We start from the raw sequence: 23,545 nt of genomic DNA, 5'->3' as shown, positions 1-23,545 counted from the left end.
ACTGGGCTCATGACGGAAAAGACGCAGATCGAGACGGTGTTGGTGACGGGGGCCTCGGGCAAGACGGGGCGCCAGGTGGCGGAAGCGGCGAAGGCCGCCGGACTCGGCGTACGGGCCGCTTCACGCGGTGGCGAGGTGCGCTTCGACTGGTACGACTCCTCGACGTGGGACGAGGCGCTGCGCGGCGCCGACGCGGCGTATCTCGCGTACACGCCGGACATCGGTGCGCCGGGCGCGGCCGAGAACATCGCCGCCTTCGCCCGGCGGGCTCAGGAGCTCGGCGTACGCCGCCTGGTGATGCTGTCGGCGCGCGGTGAGCGTCAGGCGGAGCCGACGGAGCGGGCGCTGCGCGAGTCGGGGGCCGAGTGGACGGTCGTGCAGGCCGACTGGTTCTGCCAGAACTTCAGCGAGGGGCTGCTGCTGGAGGGCGTGCGCGGCGGCGAGTTCGTCTTTCCGGCGGGCGAGGTGCGGGTGCCATTCATCGACACGCGCGACATCGCGGACGTCGTGGTGAAGGCGCTGACGGACTCCTCGTACGCCGGACGGGCCCTGGAGATCACGGGGCCGCGGCTGCTGTCCTTCCGCGAGGCGATGGCGGAGATCTCCGCGGCGGCGGGCCGGGAGATCCGGTACGTGCCGGTGTCGGGGAAGGAGTACGGCGCCATGCTGGCCGAGTTCGGGCTGCCGGCCGAGGAGGTCGCGTTCATGGTGGAGGTCTTCGAGGGGCTGCTCGGCGGCGGCGACTCGCGTACCACCGACGTCGTCCGGCAGGTCCTGGGCCGCGCCCCGCGCGACTTCACGGACTTCGCCCGGGAGCACGCGGCGACGGGCGTGTGGAAGCCGTAGCGGCGGGACGAGCCGCCCCGGTCCGACGCAAGCCCTAGTCGGACCGGGGCGGCTCGTCGCCGTTCTTCGGGGTGCTCTTGGCGTGGGTGCGCAGCCGGGCGGTGAGGTCCTCCGGGGGGAGGAAGCGGGACCAGCGTTCCGGGAACTCGGAGGGCATGTCGGGGTCGTTCAGGTCCTCGGGGTCGGCGGCCCGGGCCGCCGCGGCGCGGGCCACGAGGTCGGCGGCCTGCTCCTCGCGCAGCCGCTCGTTGATGGCGCGCGCGGCGGCGGTGGCGGCGGCCGGCCAGACCCGGTCGATGGCGGCGTTGACCGCGGCGCCCGCCAGGACCGCGAAGGCGGAGACGCCGATCCACAGCAGTACGGCGACGGGCGCGGCGAGGGAGCCGTAGATGGTGGGGCCCTCGACCGTGTTGGTCAGGTAGATGCGCAGCAGGAAGCTGCCCAGCACCCACATGGCGAGCGCCATCAGCGCGCCGGGCACGTCCTCGACCCACGGTGAACGCACCGGCACTGACACGTGGTACAGCGTCGTCAGGAAGGCGATGGACAGCACGATGACGACGGGCCAGTACAGCACCTGCACCACGGTCTCCGACCACGGCACGATGTCCACCACGGCGTCCGGGCCCGCGACCATGAGCGGCAGCGCGACGGAGCCGATCAGCAGCGCCGCGAGGAAGAGCGCGAAGGCCACGAGGCGGGTCTTGACGATGCCGCGCATCCCGTCGAGGCCGTACATCACTGTGATGGTGTCGATGAAGACGTTCACCGCGCGCGAGCCGGACCACAGGGCGAACAGGAAGCCGAGCGAGATGACGTCGGGACGGCCGCCCTCCATCACGTCGTGCAGGACGGGCTCGGCGATCTGTGTGACGCCCTTGTCGGTCAGGATGGTCCGGGACGCCTCCAGGATGTTGGTCTCCACGCTGGCGATGGTGTCGGCGCCGGTCCACGCGTCGACGTAGACCAGCAGCCCGAGCATGCTCAGCAGCAGCGGTGGCACGGACAGCAGCGTGAAGAACGCCGCCTCCGCCGCCAGTCCCAGGATCCGGTACTCGATGCACGAGTTGACGGTGTCCTTGACCAGCAGCCAGGCGGTCCTGCGCTTCGACACGTTCCGGTAGAGGGCACGCGCCCGGTGGAGTCGGCCGCTGGGGCTCTCGGCTTGTTCACTTGCTGCCTGCACCTCTCAACGGTATCGGCAGTTCGGGGCCGCGCTTACCCTGCGGTGCCGCGGCCGGGGCGGTGCGACGGTGCGCCACTCCCTTCCCTGTGGTCACGTAACGTGCCGGAAATCAAATGAAACCCAGCGGAAACTGATCGAATAAATCTGCCGCCATTTGTGTCATGCCCTCAACATCGGAATCCTTCGTGACACAGAAGCGGAATACCAGATGACGATTGTGTCGGTATCGCATAAAGTTCCCCGGTGAGATGGGCGCAACGGTCAGTAACAGCCGCCGAACGCGGCCGTGACCCTGTAACAGGAAAGAGACACTGACCCGGTCGCACTTGACCCGTTCACGAGCTCACCGAAAGAATCCTGATTACATTCCACTGCGTAAAGAGACGCAGGCACCACGACACGGGGGACATCAAGGGCGCCCAGAAGGGCCCGCTCATACCGCGTTGCCCGTGATCCGCGGGGGAACCGTGCGGATCATCGTCGTGCTGCACGCTGTGCAATTCCACGCGGTCACTTCACGCACCCGTTGAACAACCAATCCTCAGATGTCATTCCGGCACCCCGAAACCACTCGGGCCACACACGTTTACCGACCCGTCCTGGATTCGGTTTCGCCGTGAACACGTGGCGCGAATCCACCGTATTCCTTTCTGGAGAATTCCATGCCCTTTTATCCTGACCCAGGCCGCCCCAACCGATTGACGAGGTCATCGATCCGATGCCGACTCCACATCCGCTGAGTCGTATACCTTCCCCGCCCCTCCAGGTCCGCCCGCCCGCCGAACAGTCCGCACGTTCCGATCATCGGCACCAAGGAGATCAAGTGGTGGTAAAACCCGGCGAAGTCGCCACGGCCGACCCGGCCGCGTCCCCGATCACCCAGGGCACCGGCACCGAGCGGGTCCTCGCCGAGGTGCTGGCCGGGGTCATGAAGGTCGAAGCGGTGCCGGTGGACGGCCACTTCTTCGACGACCTCGGTGCCAACTCGCTGGTGATGGCCCACTTCTGCGCACGGGTCAGGAAGCGGGACGACCTGCCGCCGGTGTCGATGAGGGACGTCTACGGGCATCCGACGATCCGCGGCCTGTCGGCGGCGCTCGCGGAGGTCCCGGTGGAGGCGCCCGTCGTGGTGCCGGCCGGGGCTCCCGAACCGAGCAGCAGCGTGCGATACGTCCTCTGCGGAGCGGTGCAGCTCCTGGTCTTCGCCGCGTACTGCGTACTCGCCGGACTCGTCACGGCCCGGGGCTACGAGTGGATCTCCGCCGGCTCGGGTGCGGCCGACATCTACCTGCGGTCGGCCGTCTTCGGCGGTGCCGCGTTCATCGGCGTCTGCACCCTGCCGGTGGTGGCCAAGTGGGTTCTCGTCGGCCGGTGGAAGCCCGGCGAGTTCCCCGTCTGGGGCCTCGCCTATCTGCGCTTCTGGACCGTGAAGGCGCTGCTCAACGCCAACCCGATGGTCCTGTTCGCCGGCAACCCGCTGTACGTGCTGTACCTGCGGGCCCTCGGCGCACGGATCGGCAAAGGTGTCACGATCCTCTCCCACACCGTCCCGGTCTGCACCGACCTGCTCACCGTCGGAGCCGGCACGGTGATCCGCAAGGACTCCTTCTTCCTCTGCTACCAGGCACACGCCGGGCGGATCCGGACCGGACCCGTCACCCTCGGCAGGGATGTCTTCGTCGGCGAGAAGACCGTGCTCGAAATCGGTACGTCGATGGGCGACGGGTCGCAGCTCGGCCACTCGTCCGCGCTGCACACGGGCGTCGCCGTGCCGGCCGGGCAGCGGTGGCACGGCTCCCCCGCCGAGCGCACGGAGGTGGACCACGTACGGGTCGCACCGGCGGACTGCGGCACCCTGCGCCGGGCCGGCTACGGCCTCGTCAGCCTGCTCCAACTGCTCTTCCTGTACCTGCCGCTCACCTTCGGGGGCATGTACATGCTGCTGTCCGAGGCACCCGCGCTGGACACCCTGCTCGCCCCGGACACGCAGAACATCACGTCGGCGGGGTTCTACGCCGAGGCACTGGGCCTGTCCCTGGCGCTCTTCCTCGGCCTCGTCGTGGTCGGCTTCCTCACCGTGTCCGTCGTCCCGCGACTGCTGAACCTGCTGATCGAACCGGACAAGGTCTATCCGCTGTACGGCTTCCACTACTCGGTGCAGCGCGCGATCACCCGCATGACCAACATCAAGTTCTTCAAGTGGCTCTGCGGCGACAGCTCGTACATCGTCCACTACCTGCGGGCCATCGGGTACGACCTCTCCCACGTCGAGCAGACCGGGTCGAACTTCGGTACGCAGGTGCAGCACGAGACCCCGTATCTGGCCTCCGTCGGCAGCGGAACGATGGTCGCCGACGGGCTGTCCGTCATCAACGCCGACTTCTCCGGGACGTCCTTCCGGGTCTCCCAGGCGTCGATCGGGGCCCACAACTTCCTCGGGAACGCCATCGCCTATCCCTCGGGGGGCAGGACGGGCGAGAACTGCCTGCTGGCGACGAAGGTGATGGTCCCGCTCGACGGCGAGGTCCGCGAGGGGGTGGGCCTGCTCGGCTCGCCGCCCTTCGAGATTCCCCGGACGGTGGAGCGCGACACCCGGTTCGACCACCTCCGCGAGGGGGACGAGCTGCGCCGCCGCCTCGCCGCGAAGAACCGGTACAACCTCCGCACGATCGGACTGTTCCTGTTCGTACGGTGGCTGCACTCCTTCATGCTCACGGTGATCGGCTTCGCGGCCTATGACCTGTACGGCACGCACGGCGCCGCCGGAGGCGCGGTGGTCGGCGCGTCCCTGGCCCTCGGCGTCGTGTTCACCGTCGGCTACTTCGTCCTGGTGGAACGCTGCCTGACGAGGTTCCGCCCGCTGCGGCCGCGGCTGTGCTCCATCTACGACCCGGTCTTCTGGCGCCAGGAGCGCCTGTGGAAGGTGCCGGAAGGCGCGGTCAAGGTGCTCAACGGGACACCGTTCAAGAACGTGATCTGGCGGCTGCTGGGTGTCCGGATCGGCCGCAGGGTCTTCGACGACGGCTGCTCCATCACCGAGCGGACGCTCGCCGCCATCGGCAGCGACTGCACGCTCAACGCGCACAGCACGATCCAGTCCCACTCGCAGGAGGACGGCACCTTCAAGTCCGACCACATCACGATCGGCGAGGGCTGCACCCTCGGCGTCAACTCGCTGGTCCACTACGGGTCGTCGATGGGAGACGGCGCGGTACTCGCCGCGGACTCCTTCCTCATGAAGGGCGAAGAGCTTCCGCGGTACGCGAACTGGGGCGGCAATCCGGCAGTCGCTCTGCGGCGACGGTGAGGGGGAGACCGATGGAAACGATGGAAACGACAGCCGAGGCCACTCGGACGTACTGGCGTGATGTGCTCCTGGCCGGCGGTCCGACGAGCGTCCCGCGATGGACACCGGCGGACGCGGATCCGATGCCGGGCGTCGCCACGCACCAAACAGCGATCCCCGGCGAGCTGGCGGCGGCCCTCGGGCGGCTCGAAGTGCCGCTGAGTTCCGTGCTGTTGGCCGCACACGCCAAGGTGCTGGCCGGACTCGGCGGCGAGCACGAGATCACCACCGGTTACGTCGTCCCGGCGGGCACCCGGCCGCTGCCCTGCCGGCTGGACACCGACTCCGGCTCATGGCGGAAGCTGCTGCTGCACGCCCGTGACACCGAGGCGGAACTGCGGCGGCACCACGACTTCCCCGTGGACGTCCTGCGCGGCGAACTGGGCCTGACCGGGCCGCCGTTCGAGACCGTGCTCGACCCCACGGCAGGCGGCCTCACGGCAGACGACCCCACAGCAGGTGACCTCGCCGAGGACACCGTGCTGCACGTGGGGGTCGGGGAGGACGCCGGCCGGCTCGTCCTGCGGCTGCGGTACCGCACCGACGTACTCGACGCGGACTGCGCCGCCAGGATCGCCGGTTATCACCTCACCGCGCTCACCCTGATCGCCGCCGACCCGGGCGCCGAGCACGCCGGACAGAGCCTGCTGTCCGCCGAGGAACTCCGTTTCCAGCTCGAAGGACTCGCAGGACCGCACCGGGAACTGCCGGACCGCCGGGTCCACGAGCTGTTCGAGGAGCGGGTCAGGACCCACCCGGACGCCGTCGCGGCCGTCCGGGGCGACCGGCAGTGGACGTACCGGGAGCTCAACTCCCGTGCCAATCAGCTGGGTCGGGCCCTGCTCGCCCAGGGCCTGCGCCGCGAAGGCGTGGTCGCCGTGGTGACCGAGCGCAACCTGGACTGGATGGCCGCCGTCCTCGCGGTCTTCAAGGCGGGCGGTGTATATCTGCCCGTCGAGCCGCACTTCCCCGCCGAACGCATCGCGACCACGCTCTCCCGCGCCGACTGCGCACTCGTGCTGACCGAACAGGGCAGCACCGCCACGCTCGACAAGGCCCTCGTCGACCTGCGGAACGTACAGAAGCGGAACGTACAGAAGCTGTACGTCGACGCGGTCCAAGCCGAGGGCCACGCCGACGACGACCTCGGCGTCGCCGTCACGGCGGACCAACTCGCCTACATCTACTTCACCTCCGGCTCCACCGGCGAGCCCAAGGGCGCGATGTGCGAGCACGCGGGCTTCCTCAACCACGTGCGGGCCAAGATCGACGATCTCGGGATCGGCGAGGGCCAGGTGGTCGCCCAGACCGCGCCCCAGTGCTTCGACATCTCGCTGTGGCAGCTGGTCTCCGCGCTCCTGGTCGGCGGCCGCACCCTGCTCGTCGAGCAGGAGGCGATCCTGGACGTCCCGCGGTTCGTCGACACCGTCGTCCGCGGCCGGGCCTGCGTGCTCCAGGTGGTGCCGTCGTACCTCGAAGCCGTGCTGTCCCAGCTGGAGCAGCACCCCCGCGAACTGCCGGACCTGCACTGCGTGTCGGTCACCGGGGAGGCGGTGAAGAAGGAGCTCGTACAGCGCTGGTTCGCGGCCGAGCCGGGCATCAGGCTGGTCAACGCGTACGGGCTGACCGAGACCTCGGACGACACCAACCACGAGGTCATGGACCGGGTGCCGGACCGGGCACGGGTGCCGCTCGGCCGTCCCGTCGACAACGTGCGCGTCTACGTCGTCGACGAGCGGCTGTCGCCGGTGCCGCTCGGCGCCCCCGGCGAGATCGTCTTCTCCGGGGTCTGCGTCGGCCGCGGGTACGTCAACGACCCCGAGCGCACCCGGCAGGCCTTCACCACGGATCCGCACCGCGCGGGCGAGCGGCTGTACCGCAGCGGCGACCACGGCCGCTGGCTGCCCGAGGGCAAGCTGGAGTTCCTCGGCCGCCGGGACACCCAGGTGAAGCTCCGCGGCTTCCGCATCGAGATCGGCGAGATCGAGAACGCGCTGCTGCGGGTGCCCGGTGTCCGGGACTGTGCGGTGGTGGTCGCCCGGGGCGCGCGTCTGGTGGCCTTCTGCGCCGGCCGGGAACCGGTGGAGGCGGACCTCCCGCGGGAGTGGCTGGCCCGGTCGCTGCCCGTGTACATGGTTCCCTCGGCCGTCCACTGGCGCGAGAGCCTGCCGCTGACCGCCAACGGCAAGACCGACCGGAAGACGCTCACCGCGCTCGCCGAGGAGGTCGACGCCGCCGAGGAGTCCGACGCCGTCGAGGTCGGTCTCCGCGCGCCCGGCACACCGGGTGAGCGGCGCATGGCTGCCGCGTGGGCCGAGGTGCTCGGCATTCCCCAGGACCGGATCGGCCGCCTGGACCATTTCTTCGACCGGGGCGGCACCTCCCTGTCGGCGGTGAAGCTGGCGATCGCCCTCGACCGCGCGATCTCCCTGAAGGACGTCACACGCCTCCCGGTCCTCGCGGATCTGGCCGCTCTGCTCGAAGAACCGGCCGACCGACCGCTCACTCAGTAGAAACCGAAAGGAAGACCGAAATGTCGTCCTCACCTTCCACCTCTTCGCGCTTCTCCACGCTGTCGCACGACGTCGACCTGCTCCCCGGCAAGCCCCCGATCCTGCACACCGAGGCCACCGGCGACACGGCGGGCTGGGCGGGCGAGCACCGGGACGCGCTGCGTGCCGTCGTCGCCGAGCACGGCAGCGTCCTGGTCCGCGGCCTCGGACTGCGCGACCCGGACACCACCGGTGCCGTCTTCCGGCGGCTGACCCACGGCCTGATGGCGGACAAGGAGTCCTTCGCGCCCCGGCGGACCTACTCCGACGGCGTGTACTCCTCCTCCAAGTGGCCGCCGAACCAGCAGATGTGCATGCACCACGAGCTGAGTTACGCGCTTGAGTTCCCCGCGTTGATGCTGTTCGCCTGCCTCGACGCGCCCGCCGAGGGCGGGGCGACCGCGGTGGCCGACGCGACGGACGTGCTCGACGCGCTGCCCGCCGAGCTGACCGGCCGGTTCGAGCGGGAGGGCTGGCTGCTCACCCGTACGTACAACGACGAGATCGGGGCGTCGGTCGCCGAGGCGTTCGGCACGGACGACCGCGCGGCCGTCGAGAACTACTGCCGCACCCACGCGATCGAGTTCACCTGGCAGCCCGACGGCGGACTGTGCACCAGGCAGCGCCGCAGCGCCGTGGTCCACCACCCGGTCACCGGCCGACGCTGCTGGTTCAACCAGATCGCGTTCCTCAACGAGTGGACGATGGACCCCGAGGTGCACGAGTACCTGGTGGACGTCTACGGCCCCGACGGACTGCCCTTCAACACCCGCTTCGGGGGCGGCGATCCGATCGGCGAGGACGTCGTCCGGCTGATCAACGAGGTGTACGAGGCCCACACCGTGCGCGAGCCGTGGCAGACCGGCGACCTGATGCTCGTCGACAACGTCCGCACCGCGCACAGCAGGGAGCCCTTCGAGGGCCCGCGCGAGGTGCTCGCCGCGCTGGGCGATCCGGTGCGCCTGGCCGACTGCTCGCCGACCGTCGAGGTGGCCGCCTCATGACCGCCACACGTCCCACCCCGGACCCGACCCCGAACCCGGCCCCGGACCCCTCCGCGGCGCCCGAGGCGGTCACCGTGCCGTCGTTCGCCGTCGTTTCCGGCGCCCAGGTCCAGGAGGCCCTGCACGGGCGCGAGCGGGAGGTCGTCGACCTCGTAGAGGCCGTCTACCGGCTGCACGGCGCCGGTGACTCGGTGAACCCGCCGTCGTACTTCCTGCGTTTCCCGGACCGCCCGTCGTCCCGGATCATCGCGCTGCCCGCCTCGATCGGCGGACAGGTGCGGGTCGACGGCCTGAAATGGATCTCCAGCTTTCCCGAGAACACGGCGGCCGGTATCCCGCGGGCCTCGGCCGTACTGATCCTCAACGACCACGACACGGGCTATCCGTTCGCCTGCTTGGAGAGCTCAGTCATCAGCGCCACCAGGACGGCGGCCTCGGCGGCGCTGGCGGCGGACCGGCTCAGCGACGGCCGGGAGCGCCCGAGGCGCGTCGGGTTCGTCGGGACGGGCCTGATCGCCCGCTACATCCACACGTATCTGAGCGCCACCGGATGGTCGTTCGAGGAGACCGGGGTGCACGACCTGTCCGCCGACAGCGCGGCCGGCTTCCGCGGCTACCTGGAGCGGACCGGCGCGGGCGGCCGGATCACCGTGCACGACAGTGCCGAGGAACTGGTCCGCTCCAGCGACCTGCTGGTCTTCGCCACCGTCGCCGCCCGGCCGCACGTCCACGAACCGAAGTGGTTCGCGCACAACCCACTGGTGCTGCACGTGTCGCTGCGCGACCTCGCGCCCGAGATCCTGCTCGCCTCGGCGAACTTCGTCGACGACGTCGAGCACTGCCTGAAGGCCGAGACCTCACCGCATCTGGCCGAACGGCTCACCGGCGGCCGGGACTTCCTGGACGGCACGCTCGACGACGTGCTGACCGGGCGGGCGACGGTGCCGACGGACCGGCCGGTGGTGTTCTCACCCTTCGGCCTCGGGGTGCTCGACCTCGCGGTCGGCAGGTTCGTCCATGACGAAGTGGCCCGCCGCGGCGAGCTCCGGGTCGTCGACGACTTTTTCCACGAGTTGCGCCGGTACGGATGACCATCGCGCACCGTGCCGTAGACAAGGGGGCGTCATGCCAGTTATTTCCGATCCCACGGATTTCAACGAGGAGGAGCTCTACGTCGACCTTCGGGCGACCCTGGGGCTTCCCCTCTTCCTGAAGTGCGAGGGCTTCAACTTCGCAGGCTCGATCAAACTGAAGGCCGCGACCGAGATGGTGGATGCCGCCGAACGGGACGGGATCCTCCGGCCGGGGTCCGTCCTGGTCGAGTCCTCGTCCGGCAACCTCGGCGTGGCACTGAGCATGATCGCCGCGAGCAGGGGCTACGGGTTCCTGTGTGTGACCGACGCCCGCTGCAACCTTCCGGCCAGGCGGCTGATGGAGACGCTGGGGAGCCGGGTGCACGTCATCGACGAGCCGGACGCGAGCGGGGGCTACCTGGGGGCCCGGATCGCCTACGTCCGCGCGCTGTGCGCCTCCGACGACCGGTTCGTGTGGCTCAACCAGTACGCCAACCAGAGCAACTGGCGGGCGCACTACCGCACGACGGCGCCCGCCATCGCCCGCCGGTTCCCGCGCCTGGACGTGCTGTTCGTCGGGGCCGGCACCACCGGGACCCTGATGGGCTGCGCGCGCTGGTTCTGGCAGTGGAACCGCCGGGTGCGGATCGTCGCGGTGGACAGCGTCGGCTCGGTGACCTTCGGCGGGGATCCGGGGCCCCGGATGATTCCCGGCCTGGGCACGAGCGTGCGTCCGCAGCTGCTCGACGCCACCTACGTGGACGAGGTGGTACACGTCGAGGAGCCGGACGCCGTCCGCACCTGCCGCCGGCTGGCCCGCCGGGGGTTCCTGTTCGGCGGCTCCACCGGCACGGTCGTCAGCGGCGCGACCCAGTGGCTGGCCCGGCCCGACCGGCGGGACCTCACGGCGGTGGCGATCGCCCCGGACCTCGGCGACCGCTACCTCGACACCGTCTACCGCACCAACTGGCTGGAGGAGCAGGAGCTCCACGGCGAGGACACCCTCGACCCCGACGAGCTGGCCACCCTCTCGGGGTGAGCCCGACCGCACCACCGCGAGCACCGGGAGCGTCTGCCCCGGTGCTGTGGCCGGTGATTCGGTGAACATCCCCGTACCGAGGGGTAGGTTCCAGATATGGCAGCCTCCACCCACACCGTGTCCAACCAGCCTCCGCCCCTGGTCGGCTATGACGTCTTCACCGCCGACCGGGCCCTCGTGGAGGCCGTCGACCGGCATCTCGATCCACCGCTCCTCGACGAGGCGCGCGCCGAGTTGTCGGCCCTCGGCCGTACGTCCGGCTCGGCGCAGGTCCAGGAGTGGGGTGCGCTCGCCAACGAGAACCCGCCCAAACTGCGCACCCACGACCGGTACGGCCACCGCGTCGACGAGGTCGACTTCCATCCGTCCTGGCACCGGCTGCTCGGCAAGGGGGTGTCCGCGGGCCTGACGGCGGCGTGGGCGCGGCCCGGCGGGCATGTGCGGCGCGCGGCCGGCTTCCTGGTCTGGTCGCAGGTCGAGGCGGGCAACGGCTGTCCGCTGTCGATGACGCACGCGGCGGTGCCGGCGCTGCGCACGGACCCGGCGCTGGCCGCCGAGTGGGAGCCCAGGCTCACGTCCACCGTCTACGACCAGGGGCTGCGGCCCGCCGATCAGAAGGCCGGCGTGCTCTTCGGGATGGGCATGACGGAGAAGCAGGGCGGCAGCGACGTACGAGCCAACACGACCTCCGCGCGAGCGCTCGCCGAGGACGGGACGTACGAGCTGACGGGCCACAAGTGGTTCTGTTCGGCGCCGATGTCGGACGGGTTCCTGGTGCTGGCGCAGGCTCCGGGCGGGCTCACCTGTTTTCTCGTCCCCCGCGTTCTGGAGGACGACACCCGCAACGTGTTCCGTATCCAGCGGCTCAAGGACAAGCTGGGCAACCGGTCGAACGCGTCGAGCGAGGTCGAGTTCGACGGGACCTGGGCGCGCCGGGTCGGGGACGAGGGGCGCGGGGTGCGCACCATCATCGAGATGGTCGCGGCGACCCGCCTCGACTGTGTGCTCGGCTCGGCCGCGCTGATGCGGCAGGCCGTCGCGCAGGCCGTGCACCACTGCACGTACCGCGAGGCGTTCGGCGGCACGCTGATCGACAAGCCGCTGATGAGGAACGTCCTGGCGGACCTGGCCCTGGAGTCGGAGGCCGCCACGACGCTGGCGCTGCGCCTTGCCGCCGCGTACGACGACGGCAGTGAGCAGGAGCGGGCCTTCCTGCGGCTCGCGGTGCCGGCCGCCAAGTACTGGGTGACCAAGCGGTGTACGCCGGTGGCGGTGGAGGCCCTGGAGTGTCTGGGCGGCAACGGGTACGTCGAGGAGTCCGGGATGCCGCGGCTGCTGCGCGAGTCGCCGCTCAACTCCATCTGGGAGGGCGCGGGCAACGTCCAGGCCCTCGACGTGCTGCGGGCGCTCCAGCGGGAGCCGCAGGCGCTGAACGCGTACCTCCAGGAGGTCGGCCGGGCCCGCGGCGCCGATCACCGGCTGGACGGCGCGATCAAGAACCTGCTCACCGAACTCGCCGACCTGGAGGGCATCGAGGGGCGCGCCCGGCGCGTGGTTGAGCGGATCGCGCTGGTGCTCCAGGGCTCGCTGCTGGTCCGGTTCGCGCCGCCGGAGGTCGCCGACGCGTTCTGCGCGTCACGCCTCGGCGGGGACTGGGGATCGGCGTTCGGGACCCTGCCGCACAGCCTGGACCTGGGCTCCGTGGTGGAGCGGGCGCGGCCGGTTTCCTAGGGCGCAACACGCCCTACGGGCAGGGAACGGGGGTGGTGCTGCGCCGACACGGCACCACCCCCGGTTGTGGCCCCAAGAAGCGGAGCACTCACACCGCGCAGGGCGGCGTTGCGCCAAGTTTCGGGCCACACCAGGGGAGTTCACCAGGGTTGCAGGGGGTTGCAACCTCTTCGCGCACTGCGCGGAATCTCCGTTTCGGGTGCGGAGTATCGCCCTCCGCGACGGACAGGCGGCACTATGAGACGTGCAGTCAGTACGGGCCTTGGGACCCAACGGCCGGACCGGCTGGGCCCAGTTGTCCGCTCAGGCCTTCCGGGAGGACCCAGTGACGCACTCGCCGACGGACGTGACACGGTTCGCCGCCGTGGACAACGCGCAGGCAGCACGGGTTCTCGACGAGGTGCGCGACGCCACATTGGCCGGCCGGCCCGCCCAGCTCGATCCGCGGCCGGTCATCGGGGAGTCCTGGGGGCGGATGCTGCGCAGCGGCGTCGACCCCGACCACGACTTCCGTGCCGGGCTGCTCGGCCGTGACGAGATCGAGCGGCGGCGGCGCGACTCGCCGCTGCGGCACGCCCTTCCGGTACTGCGCGAGGGGCTGTTGTCGGTCGCGGACGTCGCGCACCACATCATGGTCGTGGCGGACGCGGAGGGCCGCGTGCTGTGGCGCGAGGGCAGCCGGTCCGTGCTGCGCAAGGCCGACGGGTTCGGCTTCGAGATAGGCGCGGCCTGGGGCGAGGACGTCGTGGGCACGAACGGCATCGGCACCCCGGCGGTCGCCCGCCGCCCGGTCCAGGTCTTCGCCGCCGAGCACTTCGTCCGCTCGCACGCCACCTGGACCTGCACGGGCGCCCCGATCACCGACCCGCGCGACGGCCGGCTGCTCGGTGTCGTGGACATCAGCGGGCCCTGGGAGACGATGCACCCGGCGACGCTCGCCTGGGTCGGCTCGGTGGCCAAGCTCGCCGAGGCTCGGTTGCGGGAGCGGCATCTGACCTCGCTGGACCGGCTGCGTTCGGTGGCCGCGCCGATCCTCGCGCGGATCGAGGGCCGCGCGATCGCCGTGGACAAGGACGGCTGGACCGCCGCGGTCACCGGCATGCCGCACCTGGACCGGCTCGCGCTGCCCCGGACGGTCGGCGCCGACCGGATCTGGCTGCCGACGCTCGGCCTGTGCTCGGCGGAGCCGCTGCCCGGCGGCTGGCTGGTGCGGCCCCACCGAGGACAGGACGAACCCGCGCCGCGCGGCACCACCCGGATCGCGCTGGACCTGGGACAGCCACGCCGCTGGTCGCTGGCCGTGGCGGGCGGCGCGGGCACCTGGACCCACGAACTGAGCCCGCGCCATGCCGAGTTGCTCTATCTCCTGGCCCTGAACCGAGCCGGCCGCAGCGCCTCAGGGCTGGCCGACGACGTGTTCGGCGACCCGTCCCGCACGGTGACGGTACGCGCCGAGATGTCGCGCGTACGACGGTATCTGGGGGCCCTCCTGGAACACCGGCCGTATCGTTTCTGCGAGGACGCGGAGATCCAGGTGATCCTGCCGGACGACCCACTGGACCTACTCCCCCACTCGACGGCTCCGGCGGTACTGAGGGCGCGCAGCGCCGCGTAACACGGGGGGCGCCCCGTAGGGGCGCGGGGAACTGCGCGACCAGCCACAGACAACCCGCAGCCTCTCAACTGGCCGAAGTAAGCCCTTAGAGTGGCGCACTTCTTACCTATTACCGGGTATTCGACCAGGCTCGCCCCCTCTGACGTACCATCTTCCCCACGGCCCCCCACATCCGCCCCGGCCCCAACCGCCGAACCGCCGGAGGCAGTTGGCCGCCGACGCGGGAGGACCTATGACGCAACGAGGCAGACACCGCCGCCGGAACAAGGGGCGCGTCCTGCGGGCCGCGCTGTCCGGGACCGCCCTCGCCCTCACCGCCGCCGCGACCATCATCAGCACCTCACAGGCCGCGGGCAGCGACAATCCGGGTCCGCTGAAGCCGCTCACCTCGGCGTCCGAGACCGGCAAGCTCCAGCTGCACGAGAACCTGGTCAGCGAGACGACGCTCAACACGCTGCAGAGCGGCATGGGCGGGCACGTGGGCGTCAACGCGGTCCTCAAGAGCGCCAACCACCCGATGCGCAACAAGGCGGCGTGCAACAGCACCGAGGCGGCGGCGCTGCCCGTCGAGCCCGTGGCCACCCGCGCGTACTGCTGGGACAGCGGGGACGCGACGACGCAGAAGTGGCTGCCCCAGTCCGTCACCACCTCCGGGGACGCCGACAACGACGGCAAGTGGGGCGACGACCGGGTCATCCTGGCCGGCTGGACGCACAACGACCACAAGGCGGGCGAGCCGGCGGACGACAAGGGCCTCGCCCGGGTCGCCTTCATCGACGCGAACGACCCGAAGAACCTCAAGTACCGCTGGGTCCTGCTGGTCGCCCCGCTCGACGGCGGCAAGGACTTCGGGGCCGTCCGCTCCCACCTCGGCGGCATGGTCTGGTACCAGGACAAGCTGATAGTCACCGCCAAGAACGGGGCCGATCACAACAACGCCCTGTTCGTCTTCGACATGAACCGCATCCTGCAGGCCGACGTCAACAGCTCCGAGGTCGGCAAGGTGAGCGGCGGCTGGTCGGCGAAGGGCTACCAGTACGTGATGCCGGCCATCGGCTCGTACAACCTCACCGGCGGCAAGTGCGACGCGACTACGGACGACAAGGTCCCCTGCTTCGCGTCCGTCTCCCTGGACCGCACGTCGACGCCGGACAGCCTGGTCGCCAACGAGTGGTTCAGCTCCGGCGGCACCCAGCCGGCCCGCGTCTGGCGCTATTACTACAGCACCGCGAGCGACCGCACGGGCCTGCTCGGCAGCAACTCCAGTGACAACGTCAACGTCGACGAGGTGTACGAGACCGAGGCCGTCGGGGTCCAGGGCGTGCTCTCGTACAAACCGAGCGGCGCGAGCGAGGCCAACTGGTACACCGGGTACGCGCCGGGCTCCCGCGACAGACACGGCACGCTCTGGCGGCAGAACGAGAGCACCGCCAAGGCCGCGAAGTGCGGTTCGGGCGAGACGTACGCCTGCTGGGGCCAGCACACCGAGTCCCTGTCGTACTGGCAGGAGACCGGCGAGCTGTGGACGCTGACCGAGTGGGCGGCGAACAAGGACAACGAGTGGAAGCCGCCCGCGATCCCGGAGCGGGTGCTGTACGCGGTTCCGCTGTCGTCGGTCGACAGTTCGGTGGAGTGATCCGGCTCACCGGTGGAGTGATCCGACTCACCTGACCTGGGGCGTCAACAGGGCACCCAACCGAAGGCGGGCCCGCTTTTGAGCGGCGCCCGCCTTCGTGGTTCGCTGAGCCGTATGAGCATCGCTGTCACCACTTGGTCCCTGGAGCAGACGTCTCCGGCCGACCAGCTGCCCGCCGCCGCCCCCGACGGTGACGTCCGGATCGTCCGCGCCGAGGTGCCCTCCCCCGAGTTCGTCCGCTTCCTGTACGCGTCGGTCGGCGCCGACGTCCGCTGGACGGACCGGCTCGGCTGGACGTACGCCCAGTGGCAGGAGGACCTGGACCGGCCGGCCGCCGAGACCTGGGTCGCGTACGACCGGGGGACGCCCGCGGGATACGTACAACTGGATCCGCAGGACGACGGAGTCGTGGAGATCGTCTACTTCGGCCTGATCCCGGCCTTCCGGGGCCGGCGGATCGGCGGGCACCTCCTCTCGAAGGGGGTGGCGCGGGCCTGGGACCTGGCCGACCGCTGGCCCGGGCGGGCGCAGACGAAGCGGGTCTGGTTGCATACATGCAGCAAGGACGGCGAGCATGCGATGGACAACTACCTGCGCCGCGGCTTCAAGCTCTTCGACACCAAGGTCGAGGAGGAGCCGGACCTGACGTCACCCGGGCCCTGGCCCGGGGCACACGCAGGCTGAGCTGGCAAGACCCGGTCCGAACCGAATCATGTGACCGACACCACCCTTGTCTCGCACTTCGAGACAAGGGTGTCCGCATCGTGGACGAAGCTGGACTGTGTCCAGATCGCCATGACACGCTTCCGTCATGTCTGGAACTGGAATTGCCTTGGTGAGTCGGCGGCACGTCGACCTCGGCCGCATGTCCAGCGCCATCTGTCCGGCCCGCTGAGGCGCCGACGACAGGGGCTTTCGCCCCGGGCCCAGCACCACCGACATCCCCCTTTGCCTCGCCTTGCGCAACGACGCGCGCGTATGCCCGTATGCGCCCATACGCGCAGGTCGAGCCGCATTCCGCCTGTCCCGAAGGACGTAGAACCATGGCCGCCACGCCACAGAATCCCGCTGCCGCCGCGCCGCGCCGCAAGGTGAGCCGTCACCGCGGCGAGGGTCAGTGGGCCGTGGGTCACTACACCCCGCTCAACGGCAACGAGCAGTTCAAGAAGGACGACGACGGTCTCAACGTGCGGACGCGCATTGAGACGATCTACTCCAAGCGGGGCTTCGACTCGATCGACCCCAACGACCTGCGCGGCCGGATGCGCTGGTGGGGCCTCTACACCCAGCGCAAGCCCGGGATCGACGGCGGCAAGACCGCGATCCTGGAGCCGGAGGAGCTGGACGACGAGTACTTCATGCTGCGCGTCCGCATCGACGGCGGGCGGCTCACCACCGACCAGCTGCGGGTCATCGGCGAGATCTCGCAGGAGTTCGCGCGCGGCACCGCCGACCTCACCGACCGGCAGAACGTCCAGTACCACTGGATCCGCATCGAGGACGTCCCGGAGATCTGGGAGCGGCTCGAAGCCGTGGGGCTTTCGACGACCGAGGCCTGCGGTGACACGCCCCGCGTCATCCTCGGCTCGCCCGTCGCCGGGATCGCCGAGGACGAGATCATCGACGGCACGCCCGCCATCGAGGAGATCCACCGCCGGGTCATCGGCAACAAGGAGTTCTCGAACCTGCCCCGCAAGTTCAAGACCGCGATCTCCGGTTCGCCGCTGCTCGACGTGGCGCACGAGATCAACGACGTCGCCTTCGTCGGCGTGAACCACCCGGAGCACGGCCCCGGCTTCGACCTCTGGGTCGGCGGCGGCCTCTCCACCAACCCGAAGATCGGCCAGCGGCTCGGCGCCTGGGTCCCGCTGGACGAGGTCGCGGACGTGCACGTGGGCGTCCTGTCGATCTTCCGCGACTACGGCTACCGGCGGCTGCGCACCCGCGCCCGCCTGAAGTTCCTGGTCGCCGACTGGGGCGTCGAGAAGTTCCGCCAGGTCCTGGAGGACGAGTACCTCAAGCGGAAGCTGGTCGACGGCCCGGCGCCGGACCAGCCGGTCGCCCGCTGGCGCGACCACGTCGGTGTGCACCGGCAGCAGGACGGCCGCTACTACGTCGGCTTCGCCCCGCGCGTGGGCCGGGTGGACGGCACGATCCTCACCAAGATCGCCGAGCTGGCCGAGGCGCACGGCTCCGGCCGCCTGCGGACCACCGTCGAGCAGAAGATGATCGTGCTCGACGTGGAAGAGGACCAGGTCGCGTCGCTCTCCGAGGGCCTGGAGGCGCTCGGCCTCAGCGTCAAGCCGTCTCCGTTCCGGCGCGGCACGATGGCCTGCACCGGCATCGAGTACTGCAAGCTCGCCATCGTCGAGACCAAGGCGCGCGGTGTGTCCCTGATCGACGAACTCGAGCGCCGCATCCCCGAGTTCGACGAGCCCCTCACCATCAACATCAACGGCTGCCCGAACGCCTGCGCCCGTATCCAGGTCGCGGACATCGGTCTCAAGGGCCAGCTGGTCCTGGACGACGAGGGCAACCAGGTCGAGGGCTTCCAGGTGCACCTGGGCGGCGCGCTCGGTCTCGAGGCCGGCTTCGGCCGCAAGGTCCGTGGCCTGAAGGTCACCGCGGACGAGCTGCCGGACTACGTCGAGCGCGTGCTGAAGCGGTTCCAGGAGGAGCGCGAGGACGGCGAGCGCTTCGCCACCTGGGCCGCGCGTGCCTCCGAGGAGGCCCTGTCATGAGCGAGCGTGCGGCGCCCTTCTACTGCCCCTACTGCGGCGACGAGGACCTTCGGCCGAGCGAAGCCGCCGAGGGCGGTCACGGCGCGTGGGAATGCGGAGCATGCAATCGAGCCTTCCAGTTGAAGTTCCTCGGGCTCCTCGCCCGGGGGCTTCAGCGCAACAACGCGGGAGGGGACGAGATATGACGACAGTTCAGACCGAGACCCAGACCGACACCGAATCCGAGACCGAGCCGGCGGCCGATCCGGACGCGGAGCTCAGGGCGCTCGCCGAGCAGGCGGGCCGCGACCTCGAGGACGCCTCCGCCCTCGAGATCCTCCAGTGGGCCGCCGACACCTTCGGCAAGCAGTTCTGCGTGACCTCCTCGATGGAGGACGCGGTGGTCGCCCACCTCGCCTCCCGCGCGATGCCCGGCGTGGACGTCGTGTTCCTCGACACCGGCTACCACTTCCCGGAGACCATCGGCACCCGGGACGCGGTCGAGGCCGTGATGGACGTCAACGTCATCACGCTCACCCCGCGCCAGACCGTGGCCGAGCAGGACGCCGAGTACGGGCCGAAGCTGCACGCCCGCAACCCTGACCTGTGCTGCGCGCTCCGCAAGGTCAAGCCCCTGGAAGAGGGGCTCACCAGGTACCGCGCCTGGGCGACAGGACTGCGCCGCGACGAGTCGCCGACCCGCGCGAACACCCCGGTCGTCGGCTGGGACGAGAAGCGCCGCAAGGTCAAGATCTCGCCGATCGCCCGCTGGACCCAGGACGACGTGGACGCGTACGTCACCGAGCACGGTGTCCTCACCAACCCGCTGCTCATGGACGGCTACCCCTCCGTGGGCTGCGCCCCCTGCACCCGCCGCGTCCTCGAGGGCGAGGACGCGCGCGCCGGCCGCTGGGCGGGCCGCGCGAAGACCGAGTGCGGGCTGCACTGATGACGAACTCCCAGGTCCGCCAGGACTCCTCGACCCCCGCCTCCCCGAACTCCCAGGAGAAGCAAGTGACGACCGGAGCCACCATCTGGCTCACGGGTCTGCCGAGCGCCGGCAAGACCACCATCGCGCAGGAACTGGCCGGCCGGCTGCGCCAGGAGGGCCACCGCGTCGAGGTGCTCGACGGCGACGAGATCCGTACGTTCCTGACGGCGGGGCTCGGCTTCAGCCGCGAGGACCGGCACACGAACGTGCAGCGCGTCGGCTTCCTGGCCGACCTGCTCGCCCGTAACGGCGTCAAGACGCTGGTGCCGGTGATCGCGCCGTACGCCGACAGCCGCGAGGCGGTGCGCAAGCGCCACCAGGCCAGCGGGGCCGCGTACATCGAGGTGCACGTGGCGACGCCGGTCGAGGTGTGCAGCGAGCGGGACGTGAAGGGTCTGTACGCCAAGCAGGCGGCGGGCGAGATCTCGGGGCTCACCGGGGTCGACGACCCGTACGAGGAGCCCGAGTCGCCGGATCTGCGGATCGAGTCGCACACCCAGACCGTGCAGGAGTCCGCTGCCGCGCTGCATGCGCTGCTCACCGAGAGGGGTCTCGCATGACGACCGTCGCCACCGTTTCCGAGGAGACCGGCAGCCCGTACGCGCTGAGCCACCTGGACGCCCTGGAGTCCGAGGCGGTGCACATCTTCCGTGAGGTGGCGGGGGAGTTCGAGCGGCCGGTGATCCTCTTCTCCGGCGGCAAGGACTCGATCGTCATGCTGCATCTGGCGCTGAAGGCGTTCGCCCCGGCGGCGGTGCCCTTCTCGCTGCTGCACGTCGACACCGGGCACAACTTCCCTGAGGTCCTGGAGTACCGGGACCGCACGGTGGAGAAGCACGGGCTGCGGCTCCATGTGGCCTCCGTACAGGACTACATCGACCGGGGTGTGCTGCGGGAGCGTCCGGACGGGACGCGCAATCCGCTGCAGACTGTGCCGCTGACGGAGAAGATCCAGAGCGAGAAGTTCGACGCGGTGTTCGGCGGCGGGCGCCGGGACGAGGAGAAGGCGCGGGCCAAGGAGCGGGTGTTCTCGCTGCGGGACGAGTTCTCGCAATGGGACCCGCGCCGGCAGCGGCCCGAGCTGTGGAACCTGTACAACGGCCGGCACGCGGCCGGCGAGCACGTCCGCGTCTTCCCGCTCTCCAACTGGACCGAGCTGGACGTGTGGCAGTACATCGCCCGCGAGGGCATCGAGCTGCCGCAGATCTACTTCGCGCACGAGCGGGAGGTCTTCGCGCGGGCCGGTATGTGGCTGACGGCCGGTGAGTGGGGCGGTCCCAAGGACGGCGAGAACGTCCAGACCCGCCTGGTCCGCTACCGGACCGTGGGCGACATGTCCTGCACGGGCGCCGTCGACTCGGACGCGACCACGCTCGAAGCCGTGATCACCGAGATCGCCGCCTCCCGGCTCACCGAGCGGGGCGCCACCCGCGCCGACGACAAGATGTCCGAGGCCGCGATGGAAGACCGCAAGCGCGAGGGGTACTTCTAGAGATGACCAGCATCACCGAACCCACCGAGCCGCTGTCGGTCGAGCAGCTGTCCGCGACGACCCTGCTGCGCTTCGCGACCGCGGGCTCCGTCGACGACGGCAAGTCCACCCTGGTCGGCCGCCTGCTGCACGACTCCAAGTCGGTCCTCACCGACCAGCTGGAGGCCGTGGAGCGCGCGTCCCTGGGCCGCGGCCAGGACACTCCTGACCTGGCGCTGCTCACCGACGGCCTGCGGGCCGAGCGCGAGCAGGGCATCACGATCGACGTGGCGTACCGTTACTTCGCCACGGCCAAGCGCCGGTTCATCCTCGCCGACACGCCCGGCCACGTGCAGTACACCCGCAACATGGTGACGGGTGCCTCCACGGCCGAGCTGACGGTGGTCCTGGTGGACGCCCGCAACGGCGTTGTCGAGCAGACCCGCCGGCACGCCGCGATCGCCGCCCTGCTGCGCGTCCCGCACGTCGTGCTGGCCGTCAACAAGATGGACCTCGTCGAGTACAAGGAGTCCGTCTTCGCGGCGATCGCCGAGGAGTTCACGGCGTACGCCTCCGAGCTGGGCGTCCCCGAGATCACCGCGATCCCGATCTCGGCGCTCGCCGGGGACAACGTGGTGGACCCGTCCGCGAACATGGACTGGTACGGCGGCCCGACCTTCCTCGAGCACCTGGAGACGGTCCCGGTCAGCCATGACCTCACGACCTGCCACGCGCGCCTGCCCGTGCAGTTCGTGATCCGTCCGCAGACCGCCGAGCACCCCGACTACCGGGGGTACGCGGGCCAGATCGCGGCCGGCACGTTCCGCGTCGGCGAGCAGATCACCGTGCTGCCGTCGGGCCGTACGTCGCGGATCTCCGGGATCGACCTGCTGGGCGAGCCGGTCGGCCTGGCCTGGACGACGCAGTCGGTGACCGTCCTCCTGGAGGACGACGTGGACATCTCCCGCGGCGACCTGATCGTGCCGAGCAAGGACGCGCCCGCGACCACCCAGGACATCGAGGCGACCGTCTGCCACGTCGCCGACGCGCCGCTGACCGTCGGCCACCGGGTGCTGCTCAAGCACGGCACCCGCACGGTCAAGGCGATCGTCAAGGACATCCCGTCCCGGCTGACCCTCGACGACCTCTCCCTGCACCCGCACCCCGGGCAGCTGATCGCCAACGACATCGGCCGGGTCAAGATCCGTACCGCCGAGCCGCTGCCGGTCGACTCGTACGCCGACTCCCGGCGCACCGGCTCGTTCATCCTGATCGACCCCGCGGACGGCACCACGCTCACCGCGGGCATGGTCGGCGAGTCCTTCGCCTCGCCGGAGCCGGTCAAGGCCGACCCGGACGACGACGGGTGGGACTTCTGACGATGACCACCACCGGCTTCTCCTCCACGACCACCACCGACTTCTACTCCACGTTCGCGAAAGAGGGCGGCCGCGTCGGCAGCGGCGCCCTCGGTAGCGGGCAGGGCGGAGTGGCGCGATGTGCGCGATGACGTACGCGCACTGCCGGCGCGCCCCACACAGACGAAAACCTGCCGACCTCCCGGCCACGATCTGAGACCGTGACCGCCGGGCCAACGAGAGGAACCCCTCCCGTGCCTGCCAACCGATCCGCTGCCGTCCGGCGCGCCTTCGCCGCCCTTGCCGCGCTGCCGCTCCTCACCCTCGCCGCCTGCGGTTACGGTTCGCAGGCTCCGGACGACGACACCGTCAAGGTCGCCGCCGGTGCGGAGAAGATCGACGGTCTGGACACCGTGAAGATCGGCTACTTCGGGAACCTGACCCACGCCACCGCGCTGGTCGGCCGCCAGGAGGGGATCTTCCAGAAGGAGCTCGGCGCCACGAAGGCCGAGTACGCGACCTTCAACGCCGGGCCCTCCGAGATCGAGGCGCTGAACTCCGGGTCCATCGACATCGGCTGGATCGGCCCGTCCCCGGCGATCAACGGCTACGCCAAGTCCGACGGCAAGAGCCTGCGCATCATCGGCGGCTCGGCGTCCGGCGGTGTGAAGCTCGTGGTCAACCCGGAGAAGATCAAGTCCCTGAAGGACGTCAAGGGCAAGAAGATCGCGACTCCGCAGCTCGGCAACACCCAGGACGTGGCGTTCCTCAACTGGATCACCGAGCAGGGCTGGCAGGTCGACGCGGAGAGCGGCAAGGGCGATGTGTCCGTGATCCGCACGGACAACAAGATCACGCCGGACGCCTACAGGTCCGGCTCCGTCGACGGCGCCTGGGTGCCGGAGCCGACCGCGTCCAAGCTGGTCGCCGAGGGCGGCAAGGTGCTGCTCGACGAGGCCGACCTGTGGCCGGACAAG

Annotated in this window: 20 protein-coding genes; 19 read left to right on the top strand and 1 reads right to left on the bottom strand. The window is 70.3% G+C overall.

All coding sequences use genetic code 11. From position 1 onward, the window contains the following. The first annotated feature begins 9 nt into the window (after positions 1 to 9). Positions 10 to 846, top strand: a complete 837-nt coding sequence (locus AB0I18_RS42845) for an NAD(P)H-binding protein (RefSeq protein WP_363111197.1) — start codon at positions 10 to 12, stop codon at positions 844 to 846. A gap of 34 nt (positions 847 to 880) precedes the next feature. Here AB0I18_RS42845 and AB0I18_RS42840 read toward each other — a convergent pair whose 3' ends face one another. Continuing rightward, positions 881 to 2,032 (bottom strand): YihY/virulence factor BrkB family protein, encoded by a 1,152-nt coding sequence (locus AB0I18_RS42840; protein ID WP_363111196.1) that lies wholly within the window; start codon positions 2,030 to 2,032, stop codon positions 881 to 883. Positions 2,033 to 2,906: 874 nt separating this feature from the next. Between AB0I18_RS42840 and AB0I18_RS42835 the strand changes: the two genes are divergently transcribed. The 18 genes from AB0I18_RS42835 to AB0I18_RS42750 all read left to right on the top strand — a co-directional run. Further along, positions 2,907 to 5,339, top strand: coding sequence for a Pls/PosA family non-ribosomal peptide synthetase (locus tag AB0I18_RS42835; protein WP_363111205.1), 2,433 nt, complete (start codon positions 2,907 to 2,909; stop codon positions 5,337 to 5,339). Between the two features lie 11 nt (positions 5,340 to 5,350). Next, positions 5,351 to 7,891, top strand: coding sequence for an amino acid adenylation domain-containing protein (locus AB0I18_RS42830; RefSeq protein ID WP_363111195.1), 2,541 nt, complete (start codon positions 5,351 to 5,353; stop codon positions 7,889 to 7,891). A 20-nt stretch (positions 7,892 to 7,911) separates the two neighbouring features. Next, positions 7,912 to 8,934 carry a TauD/TfdA family dioxygenase gene (locus AB0I18_RS42825; protein WP_363111194.1) on the top strand — a complete coding sequence of 341 codons (1,023 nt, stop codon included), beginning with the start codon at positions 7,912 to 7,914 and terminating at the stop codon, positions 8,932 to 8,934. After that, entirely contained in the window at positions 8,931 to 10,025 is a 1,095-nt protein-coding gene (gene sbnB, locus AB0I18_RS42820) for a 2,3-diaminopropionate biosynthesis protein SbnB (protein ID WP_363111193.1), read from the top strand. The genes AB0I18_RS42825 and sbnB overlap by 4 nt, the downstream gene beginning before the upstream one ends. A gap of 34 nt (positions 10,026 to 10,059) precedes the next feature. Further along, positions 10,060 to 11,046 (top strand): 2,3-diaminopropionate biosynthesis protein SbnA, encoded by a 987-nt coding sequence (gene sbnA / locus AB0I18_RS42815; protein WP_363111192.1) that lies wholly within the window; start codon positions 10,060 to 10,062, stop codon positions 11,044 to 11,046. A 96-nt stretch (positions 11,047 to 11,142) separates the two neighbouring features. Further along, complete coding sequence (locus tag AB0I18_RS42810; protein ID WP_363111191.1) at positions 11,143 to 12,777, top strand: acyl-CoA dehydrogenase family protein; 1,635 nt, start codon at positions 11,143 to 11,145, stop codon at positions 12,775 to 12,777. Positions 12,778 to 13,102: 325 nt separating this feature from the next. Next, positions 13,103 to 14,392, top strand: coding sequence for a GAF domain-containing protein (locus AB0I18_RS42805; RefSeq protein ID WP_363111190.1), 1,290 nt, complete (start codon positions 13,103 to 13,105; stop codon positions 14,390 to 14,392). Positions 14,393 to 14,624: 232 nt separating this feature from the next. After that, positions 14,625 to 16,028 carry a hypothetical protein gene (locus tag AB0I18_RS42800; protein ID WP_363111189.1) on the top strand — a complete coding sequence of 468 codons (1,404 nt, stop codon included), beginning with the start codon at positions 14,625 to 14,627 and terminating at the stop codon, positions 16,026 to 16,028. Between the two features lie 114 nt (positions 16,029 to 16,142). Continuing rightward, positions 16,143 to 16,712: a GNAT family N-acetyltransferase gene (locus AB0I18_RS42795; RefSeq protein WP_363111188.1), complete on the top strand. Its 570-nt coding sequence runs from the start codon at positions 16,143 to 16,145 to the stop codon at positions 16,710 to 16,712. A 127-nt stretch (positions 16,713 to 16,839) separates the two neighbouring features. Next, complete coding sequence (locus AB0I18_RS42790) at positions 16,840 to 16,923, top strand: putative leader peptide (RefSeq protein WP_310591794.1); 84 nt, start codon at positions 16,840 to 16,842, stop codon at positions 16,921 to 16,923. Between the two features lie 148 nt (positions 16,924 to 17,071). Next, complete coding sequence (locus AB0I18_RS42785; RefSeq protein WP_363111187.1) at positions 17,072 to 18,769, top strand: nitrite/sulfite reductase; 1,698 nt, start codon at positions 17,072 to 17,074, stop codon at positions 18,767 to 18,769. After that, entirely contained in the window at positions 18,766 to 18,954 is a 189-nt protein-coding gene (locus tag AB0I18_RS42780) for a hypothetical protein (protein WP_363111186.1), read from the top strand. Before AB0I18_RS42785 ends, AB0I18_RS42780 begins: the two co-directional genes overlap by 4 nt. Then, a complete protein-coding gene (locus AB0I18_RS42775; protein ID WP_363111185.1) occupies positions 18,951 to 19,697 on the top strand; it encodes a phosphoadenylyl-sulfate reductase in 747 nt (248 codons plus the stop codon). Before AB0I18_RS42780 ends, AB0I18_RS42775 begins: the two co-directional genes overlap by 4 nt. A gap of 65 nt (positions 19,698 to 19,762) precedes the next feature. Continuing rightward, complete coding sequence (gene cysC / locus AB0I18_RS42770; RefSeq protein WP_363111204.1) at positions 19,763 to 20,299, top strand: adenylyl-sulfate kinase; 537 nt, start codon at positions 19,763 to 19,765, stop codon at positions 20,297 to 20,299. Further along, on the top strand, positions 20,296 to 21,231 hold the full coding sequence (cysD, locus tag AB0I18_RS42765; RefSeq protein ID WP_363111184.1) for a sulfate adenylyltransferase subunit CysD: 936 nt from the start codon (positions 20,296 to 20,298) through the stop codon (positions 21,229 to 21,231). The genes cysC and cysD overlap by 4 nt, the downstream gene beginning before the upstream one ends. Positions 21,232 to 21,233: 2 nt before the next feature. After that, positions 21,234 to 22,589, top strand: coding sequence for a GTP-binding protein (locus tag AB0I18_RS42760; RefSeq protein WP_363111183.1), 1,356 nt, complete (start codon positions 21,234 to 21,236; stop codon positions 22,587 to 22,589). A gap of 2 nt (positions 22,590 to 22,591) precedes the next feature. Next, complete coding sequence (locus tag AB0I18_RS42755) at positions 22,592 to 22,720, top strand: hypothetical protein (RefSeq protein ID WP_363111182.1); 129 nt, start codon at positions 22,592 to 22,594, stop codon at positions 22,718 to 22,720. Between the two features lie 102 nt (positions 22,721 to 22,822). After that, on the top strand, positions 22,823 to 23,545 hold a 723-nt coding region (locus AB0I18_RS42750; protein WP_363111181.1), incomplete at its 3' end, for an ABC transporter substrate-binding protein.

The organism is Streptomyces sp. NPDC050704 (assembly GCF_040654355.1).
Taxonomy (GTDB): Bacteria; Actinomycetota; Actinomycetes; order Streptomycetales; family Streptomycetaceae; genus Streptomyces.
Note: the sequence above shows the minus strand (reverse complement) of the source record. Positions and strands in the feature narration are given on the sequence as shown.